This is a genomic window from Neobacillus drentensis, assembly GCF_036962125.1.
In the GTDB taxonomy this organism is placed as follows: domain Bacteria; phylum Bacillota; class Bacilli; order Bacillales; family Cytobacillaceae; genus Neobacillus; species Neobacillus drentensis_B.
On the sequence record NZ_JBALOA010000001.1, the window covers coordinates 192,586 to 199,069 of the forward strand.

8 protein-coding genes are annotated in these 6,484 nt (G+C 38.9%); 3 read left to right on the forward strand and 5 right to left on the reverse strand.

Annotated elements, in window-relative coordinates; translation table 11 throughout:
- Window positions 1–14: 14 nt before the first annotated feature.
- Window positions 15–464, reverse strand: coding sequence for a hypothetical protein (locus tag V7121_RS00910; RefSeq protein ID WP_335500476.1), 450 nt, complete (start codon window positions 462–464; stop codon window positions 15–17).
- A gap of 175 nt (window positions 465–639) precedes the next feature.
- Between V7121_RS00910 and V7121_RS00915 the strand changes: the two genes are divergently transcribed.
- From V7121_RS00915 to V7121_RS00925, 3 genes are read left to right on the forward strand one after another with little or no spacing between them, the layout of a single operon-like run.
- A complete protein-coding gene (locus V7121_RS00915; RefSeq protein ID WP_420490690.1) occupies window positions 640–954 on the forward strand; it encodes a hypothetical protein in 315 nt (104 codons plus the stop codon).
- A gap of 2 nt (window positions 955–956) precedes the next feature.
- Window positions 957–2,174: a glutathionylspermidine synthase family protein gene (locus V7121_RS00920; protein WP_335545427.1), complete on the forward strand. Its 1,218-nt coding sequence runs from the start codon at window positions 957–959 to the stop codon at window positions 2,172–2,174.
- A gap of 15 nt (window positions 2,175–2,189) precedes the next feature.
- Window positions 2,190–2,576, forward strand: a complete 387-nt coding sequence (locus V7121_RS00925) for a DUF350 domain-containing protein (protein WP_335545428.1) — start codon at window positions 2,190–2,192, stop codon at window positions 2,574–2,576.
- Window positions 2,577–2,603: 27 nt separating this feature from the next.
- On the opposite strand, the gene V7121_RS00930 is transcribed toward V7121_RS00925, so the two are convergent.
- The 4 genes from V7121_RS00930 to V7121_RS00945 all read right to left on the reverse strand — a co-directional run bounded on the left by V7121_RS00930 (window position 2,604) and on the right by V7121_RS00945 (window position 6,336).
- Window positions 2,604–3,632 carry a potassium channel family protein gene (locus V7121_RS00930; protein ID WP_335500469.1) on the reverse strand — a complete coding sequence of 343 codons (1,029 nt, stop codon included), beginning with the start codon at window positions 3,630–3,632 and terminating at the stop codon, window positions 2,604–2,606.
- Window positions 3,633–4,197: 565 nt separating this feature from the next.
- Window positions 4,198–4,947: a C39 family peptidase gene (locus tag V7121_RS00935; protein ID WP_335500468.1), complete on the reverse strand. Its 750-nt coding sequence runs from the start codon at window positions 4,945–4,947 to the stop codon at window positions 4,198–4,200.
- Between the two features lie 207 nt (window positions 4,948–5,154).
- Window positions 5,155–5,589 (reverse strand): threonine/serine exporter family protein, encoded by a 435-nt coding sequence (locus V7121_RS00940; RefSeq protein WP_335500466.1) that lies wholly within the window; start codon window positions 5,587–5,589, stop codon window positions 5,155–5,157.
- Window positions 5,590–5,607: 18 nt separating this feature from the next.
- Window positions 5,608–6,336 (reverse strand): threonine/serine exporter family protein, encoded by a 729-nt coding sequence (locus V7121_RS00945; RefSeq protein ID WP_420490620.1) that lies wholly within the window; start codon window positions 6,334–6,336, stop codon window positions 5,608–5,610.
- Window positions 6,337–6,484: the final 148 nt, after the last annotated feature.

Here is a 6,484-nt window from a genome sequence, read left to right on the forward strand (position 1 = left end):
ATTAGACACTTTTGTTAGAGAGTTTTTCCAGAATAATTTCCATAATACACATAACATCTCCGGTCTTCGTCAATTTCCCGTGAATCTAAGGTAAATTCGTGAAATCTGCCATCCTTCTCAAGGTAAATAATATCGGAGTGAAGAAGTGCAAGAACCTCTTCATGATTCCAAACTTCTCTTTTCTCAAGAAGGAGTGATCCTTGGCTCTGAAGTTCTCTAATTTCAAAACCAATCTGGGGATATATGTCATTCATTCCACCATCGAACAACTTTTCTTTCTTTACATAAAGGACAGTCGTTCCATCTGGGTCGGTAGCTGTTGCTGTTACCACATACGTCTCAGCTTCTTTGACAAAGTATTCACATGACATTCTTGCCACAGCCTCACTAATCGTTAAGTTTGAATAATTCCAAAGGGCAGGAAACTTTTGATACTCGTCATCCAATCGATATTCTAAACGCAAATTTTATTCCTCTTTCCTTTTTTCTTTTATTTTACCATTGTTTTCCTACGGTTTACTTTTATAATTAAATAAGAAAAGCGCAGGCGCCCTGGTCAACAGAGTATGACCTGTCGCTAGACAGTTAACAAGGTTAAACTTTTATATTACTATTTTATTTTTTAAAAAGGAGCGTGAAATGGTGAAGAAAACCCAATGGTTAGTAACTGGTGTTCTTACTTCCCTTTTAGCAGGAACACTCTCAGGCTGCTCAGACGACCGCCCTCCTAAACCCGATGATGTAAACTGCCGAGACTGGGACTGGGATGATGATCAAGGGGTTTGGCAATGTGATGATACCCATTCGGCTCATTACGGCCATTTCTTTTATGGGGGAAGCTATTATCGAAATAAATCAACACTCTTTAAGTCGTCCTCTTATAAGTCATACAAATCGTCCTCCAGTTTTAAAGGAGGATTCGGCAGCGGCTCAAAAGGTGGCTTTGGGGGATAGCTATGTCTCTATATACAAGGAATCGAAAAGCGTTTTATGCGCAATTCCCCGCCTTTTGGTCAGACTTATACGATAGTGAATATAGTCTTTATCATGTTTATTCCATTACTGAGCAGCTTTCCCAGCAAATAAAAGAATCAACGGAACGACTGGGCACTGTTTTCTTTAAGACAGCCCGTCTTTTACGGAGTCTAACCGATGAACAGCTCCTCACACTGGGGTATCCCCCTGAGAGCCTTCCGTTCTTAAGATTAAAAACTATGTCCCCTGAAACGATTATTGCTCGTTTCGATTTTGCGTTGACTCCAGAGGGTCTTAAATTACTGGAATTTAATAGTGACACACCTACCTTTATTGTGGAATGTTTCGATATTAATGGAAAGGTTTGCTCGGAATTTGGATACCTCGATCCGAATGCTGGCGGGGAACGGCTGCTCTCGTCAGGAATAACCAAAGCCGTTTTAGAAGCAGCAATGGGAAAACAGGATCCCAACATAGTCTTTACTGCGCACGATGACCATTTCGAGGACTGGAATACGATCCAATATTTAAGTGAGATTTGCCAAGTAACCAATCGGGCGTTACCTTTGTCGGAGCTTCGAATAACAAACGGTGGACTCGTCGATGATAAAGGGAAACTTATCGACGTGTTATACCGCCAAACCTATCCGCTCGAGCATTTGCTTGATGACCGGGAACCACTATCGGGAGATTCGGTGGGAATCGAATTACTCCAGCTCGTAAAATCAGGAAACCTGGCTCTATTGAATCCAGTCTCTGCTTTTTTACTGCAGCCGAAATCAATCCAATGTTTGATGTGGGGCTTAGCAGAACAAGGAGCTTTTTATACAGAAGAAGAGCAAGGGTGGATAAAGGAATATATGCTTCCCACCTATCTTGAAGCAGAAGCTTTTTCTGGCAGTAGTGCTTATGTGCAAAAACCTACTTTTGGCAGAGAAGGAGATACGGTTACGATTTGGGATCAGTCCTCCAAAATATCGGTTCAAAATTCTCATCAAACTTATAAGGAAGAACTTGCAGTTTATCAGCAATATGTACCTCTCCCCACCGTTTCATTGGAAACTGAAAAGGGAAATGAGGAGCTTTCAATGGTTTTTGGCTCGTTTCTGATTGCAGGAAAAGCAAGCAGTATCGGAATCCGTGCTGGCGGAAAAATCACTGGTAACGAGTCATACTTTTTACCTGTGGGCATTCAATAACAAGGGGGAATGTAAATGACGGACTTCTTATTATATTTAGTTGTTTCATTAGTTCTTCTATTCGTAGGTTTGTTTCTGATGGAAGTAACGACAAAAGTAAAAGAGTTTACTTTAATGGCAAAGGGAAATAAGGCAGCAAGTTATGTCCTTGGCGGCAGGCTTCTCGGGCTTGCAATCGTTTTATACTCTACCGCTGCCAATTCTATTTCACTTATGGATATGGTTATTTGGGGGGCAATCGGAATTGTGGCTCAGATTGTGGTTTTTTACTTGGCTGAATGGCTCACACCACGATTTAACGTTAGTCAAAGCATCGAAGAAGATAATCAGGCAGTTGGCCTATTTTTGTTGCTCTTATCCGTTTCAATTGGCGTCGTCATAGCAGGTTGTTTAACATATTAAAAAACGCATCTCTTGGATGCGTTTTTTTTATAATGATTGGTATGTATTCTTATCGCAGATGATAAATAATCTAGCCTCTTTATCTATTGGTTCATTCCACTTTTTTAAAATATTTAAATCACTTCGGTCAGCAATGAGCTGGGCGCCTTTTTCCTTTAGGGACTCATATGCATCTCCGTAAGTCTTCCAATCCTTCCTTACTTCTACCTCCCATAAATCACTGCCTCCCTCCCCTTCCTGACGGCTTAATAATTGGGTGAATAAATGGCTTGCACCCTTTGTTTGTGCTGATTTAGCCATTAAGTTGGATACAGATTCGTGGGAAAGGATAAATTCGTCTATTTTGACATGTTTGAAATTCCCGACATGCCTTTCATTCAAAATTTCTGCAATCGTATAAATGTTTTTTTCCGTTCCCTCATCATAACGTTCGATTGAGGACGCAGTTAAAAGTGTTTTTCCATCTGCTAAATCAGGATGTTCGATACCATCTGGAGCAAACAGCAACACTGCCTTAGAATTTTCAATTTTGGCTCTTCTTAAGGTATCTTCATCCGTTGGACTGCCTTGAATATATAGAAATCTTTCATGTTCATAGGGTGTCCTCTCTAATTCGTCAATTAGCACGATTTCTGTTTTATCATCGCCCAAAAATAGCTCTTTTATTGTGTTTTTACTTTTGGCAGTCCAGCCAATAATGACGTAATGGTTCTTTCCTCGAAAGGTCATTCTTCCTTCCTCCTTCATCCGTTTGTATTGTGTCACAGCATCAACAATCATCCCGATGACAACACCAAAAAGCCCAATTCCGGCTGTATAGACGATGAACATTGCCCAAATTCTTCCGAGTAATGTCGTCGGGTACACATCTCCGTAGCCTACTGTTGTCATGGTTGTCAGAATCCACCAAATGGCATGAGAAGTGCTGTCAAATGTTTTCGGTTCTAGTATTCTCATAATCTCTGCATTGATTAAAATATAAGCTGTCGTAATTAACAAGACCGTTCGATACCGGTACTTAGCCACCGTTAGAAACAACCTTCGAAAAAATATCATCCTCTGCCTCCCATTCCTACTCACTACTTGGTTTACTTTACCAAAGGGTTTTTATATCCAACTATAAGTCATTTATCTACATCGAATCGACATAAAACTATATTTCTACAATCTGTTCAATTACTCCTTTAAGTATTTTATTTCTATAAAAACTATTGACATTTTCCATCGTGTCCGGTAATATTAATATTTGTGCTTCACATTTAAGTAACTTGTAATTAAGAAGATAACGCAATGTAAGAATTTTTCTGGCATTCTGCTTATGTTTTAAAATAAAAACTTATTCACACTGGATCGGCTTCGGAGCCGTTAGGATGTAAGAGAGGTAGGGCTTACGTCGTTTAGGTATAAAACCTTCAGGTGGAAGAATAACCGCGGCAAACTTGTTTTTATAAACAATTACAATAAATTACTTGCGATAGCTGACAAGAAATTAGCAACCAATCACAAGTTACGATATATGAATTCATAAAATGAATAAAGCTAAGAAGGCAGAGGAATTTTTCATTCCTCTGCCTTCGCCCATTTTCAGACCAAAAAATAAGGCCTGCTTCTGTGTCAGGCCTTACTTTTTAATTACAATTGCTTGTTTTCCCATTTGTTCCCAAGCTTTAATAAAACTAACTCGATTTAATTTCTGATTTTTTTCTCCATAAGGATTGTTAATGTAGATATACTTTTCATCATACCCCGTAATGACAACACTATGTTCACTAAAGGTAATATTAATTTTTCCTTGCGGAGTATTCCATGTTTGAAATACAGAGACAGGTGCAAAGCTAGAAGTCGTGATAATCCAAACCGGCAGCCCTTGACCTACTTGTTCTAATACTTCATCAAACGAATGATTGGTTAAATTAACCGCTCGATCACCGACGTATTTCTTGGCAACCTCTAATACTGGACCATTATATACACCCAGTCCTGGCCCATTCGCCATATCGCCGACAAACCCTGCATTAGGATTTCCTTTTTTGCCGTTACTATAGGTTAACGGTACCGTTCTCACCTTTTTGGCTACTTCATTTTTTGACACTTTTATTCCATGATAATTTAGAATCATCGCCAAGCTGGTTATTTCACAGCCATTGTATAGTTTTGGTGCATCCATTTGATTAATTAACGGCACATCCAACTTGATGCTATCAGGCAATTTTGGCGCCTCTTTTGAAACTAGAGCCAATACCCGTGTAATTAATGGGGCTGCTTCAGTGACTTGTACGCTTGCTTGACGTTCAAATTTAACCGCATATATGGTTTTCGCACTGATACCTATTATAAAGATAAAGATAAATGCAATTAATATTTTTTTCATAAATTGTTGTACCATTCCTTGTAATAGACTTTAATGCAAGATAATATCTAGTAATATTCTACTATATTACCTTACCAGAATATACTAGCGCAATAAAGGAAAGTATTTTCCAATTAATGATATCGATAATTGCTTAACTTTTTCTTAATAAAAGTGCCCCTTTAGCACTTTATACTAAAAGGGATTTTTAAGGATTCATTTCGCACATTATTTTGTCCTGAATTTTTTAGATATTTGATTAATGACCTCTGAAAACACTAACCCGAAAGCAATCGAACCAGCGAGCATAAGAACTTTTGCGGCTAATGCGATCGCCGAATTATAATCATTCTCGACAAAATTACGCATCGCATCATAGGCAAGACCTCCTGGAACGAGTGGAATAATTCCAGCTACACTAAAAATAATCACGGGAGTCTTATAAAATTTGGCTAATTGCTGACTGAGGACCGCGATGAAAATAGTCGCTGCCAATGTCGCTAAAATGGCGTTTTTAGAGTAATCTTCGAGCAGGAAATAAATTAACCAGCCACCCATTCCGATTAAGCCGCACTTCACTAATGATTCTTTCGGTGCATTAAATAGTATGCCAAAGGCGCTTGTTGCAATCAAACTCGTGATTGCTTGTGCAAGAACTGCCATGATAAAAACACCTCAATTTCACAAAAATGATAATACCACTGCAATCCCTGCTCCAATTGCAAATGCGGTAAGAAAAGCTTCGGCTCCTTTAGAAAGCCCAGATACTAAATGACCCGCCATTAAATCCCTGATTGCGTTAGTAACCAACAGCCCAGGAACTAACGTCATCACAGACCCGATGACGATTTTATCTAATTGATGACCAATTCCTGAATAAACAAACAAAAAAGAAAGCAAGCCAATCACAAACGATGCTAAAAACTCTGAGAAGAATTTGATGGGGACAAAACGATGAAAATAGACAAAGCTTAGGTAACCCAATCCTCCTGAGACCATTGCCGGAAGGAAATCGTTCCAACCGCCCTCAAACATGATCATAAAACAACCGCTAGCCAATGAAGCCGCTGCCACCTGAATATTAAATGGAAAGGTCACATTTTGGGAATCAATTTCTTTTAAATGTTTTAAGGCATCGTTTAGGTTGATGTCACCACTGCTAATACTTCTTGAAATGCTATTTACCATAGAGACCTTCTTTAAGTCCGTTGATCGTTCAGAGATTCTTATCAACTTGGTCTTCGTTGGTTCTGTGCCTTCTGCAGAAAATATGATTCCTGTAGGAGTGACATAACTATGTGTATTTTCTATTCCAAAGGCAGCTGCCATCCGCATCATGGTATCCTCTACCCGATAAGTCTCTCCTCCGCTTTGGAGCATAATTTTGCCTGCCAGCAAACAGACCTCCATAATTTCATATGTTTCTTCCACTTGTTTTCCCAATTCCTTCACCACACAATTTTTCTACATTTGTTACTTAGTTTAAAGGAAAACAAACGTTTTATCAAAATAGATCTACACTTTATCTAATTACTGTCAGCATATTAAAACCCAATAT

Excerpts from the sequence above, each read along its gene's own strand:
- V7121_RS00915 (WP_420490690.1), top strand. The coding sequence starts at position 640 with ATGGTGAAGAAAACCCAATGGTTAGTAACTGGTGTTCTTACTTCCCTT.
- V7121_RS00920 (WP_335545427.1), top strand. The coding sequence starts at position 957 with ATGTCTCTATATACAAGGAATCGAAAAGCGTTTTATGCGCAATTCCCC.
- V7121_RS00925 (WP_335545428.1), top strand. The coding sequence starts at position 2,190 with ATGACGGACTTCTTATTATATTTAGTTGTTTCATTAGTTCTTCTATTC.
- V7121_RS00930 (WP_335500469.1), bottom strand. The coding sequence starts at position 3,632 with ATGATATTTTTTCGAAGGTTGTTTCTAACGGTGGCTAAGTACCGGTAT.
- V7121_RS00935 (WP_335500468.1), bottom strand. The coding sequence starts at position 4,947 with ATGAAAAAAATATTAATTGCATTTATCTTTATCTTTATAATAGGTATC.
- V7121_RS00940 (WP_335500466.1), bottom strand. The coding sequence starts at position 5,589 with ATGGCAGTTCTTGCACAAGCAATCACGAGTTTGATTGCAACAAGCGCC.
- V7121_RS00945 (WP_420490620.1), bottom strand. The coding sequence starts at position 6,336 with ATGGAGGTCTGTTTGCTGGCAGGCAAAATTATGCTCCAAAGCGGAGGA.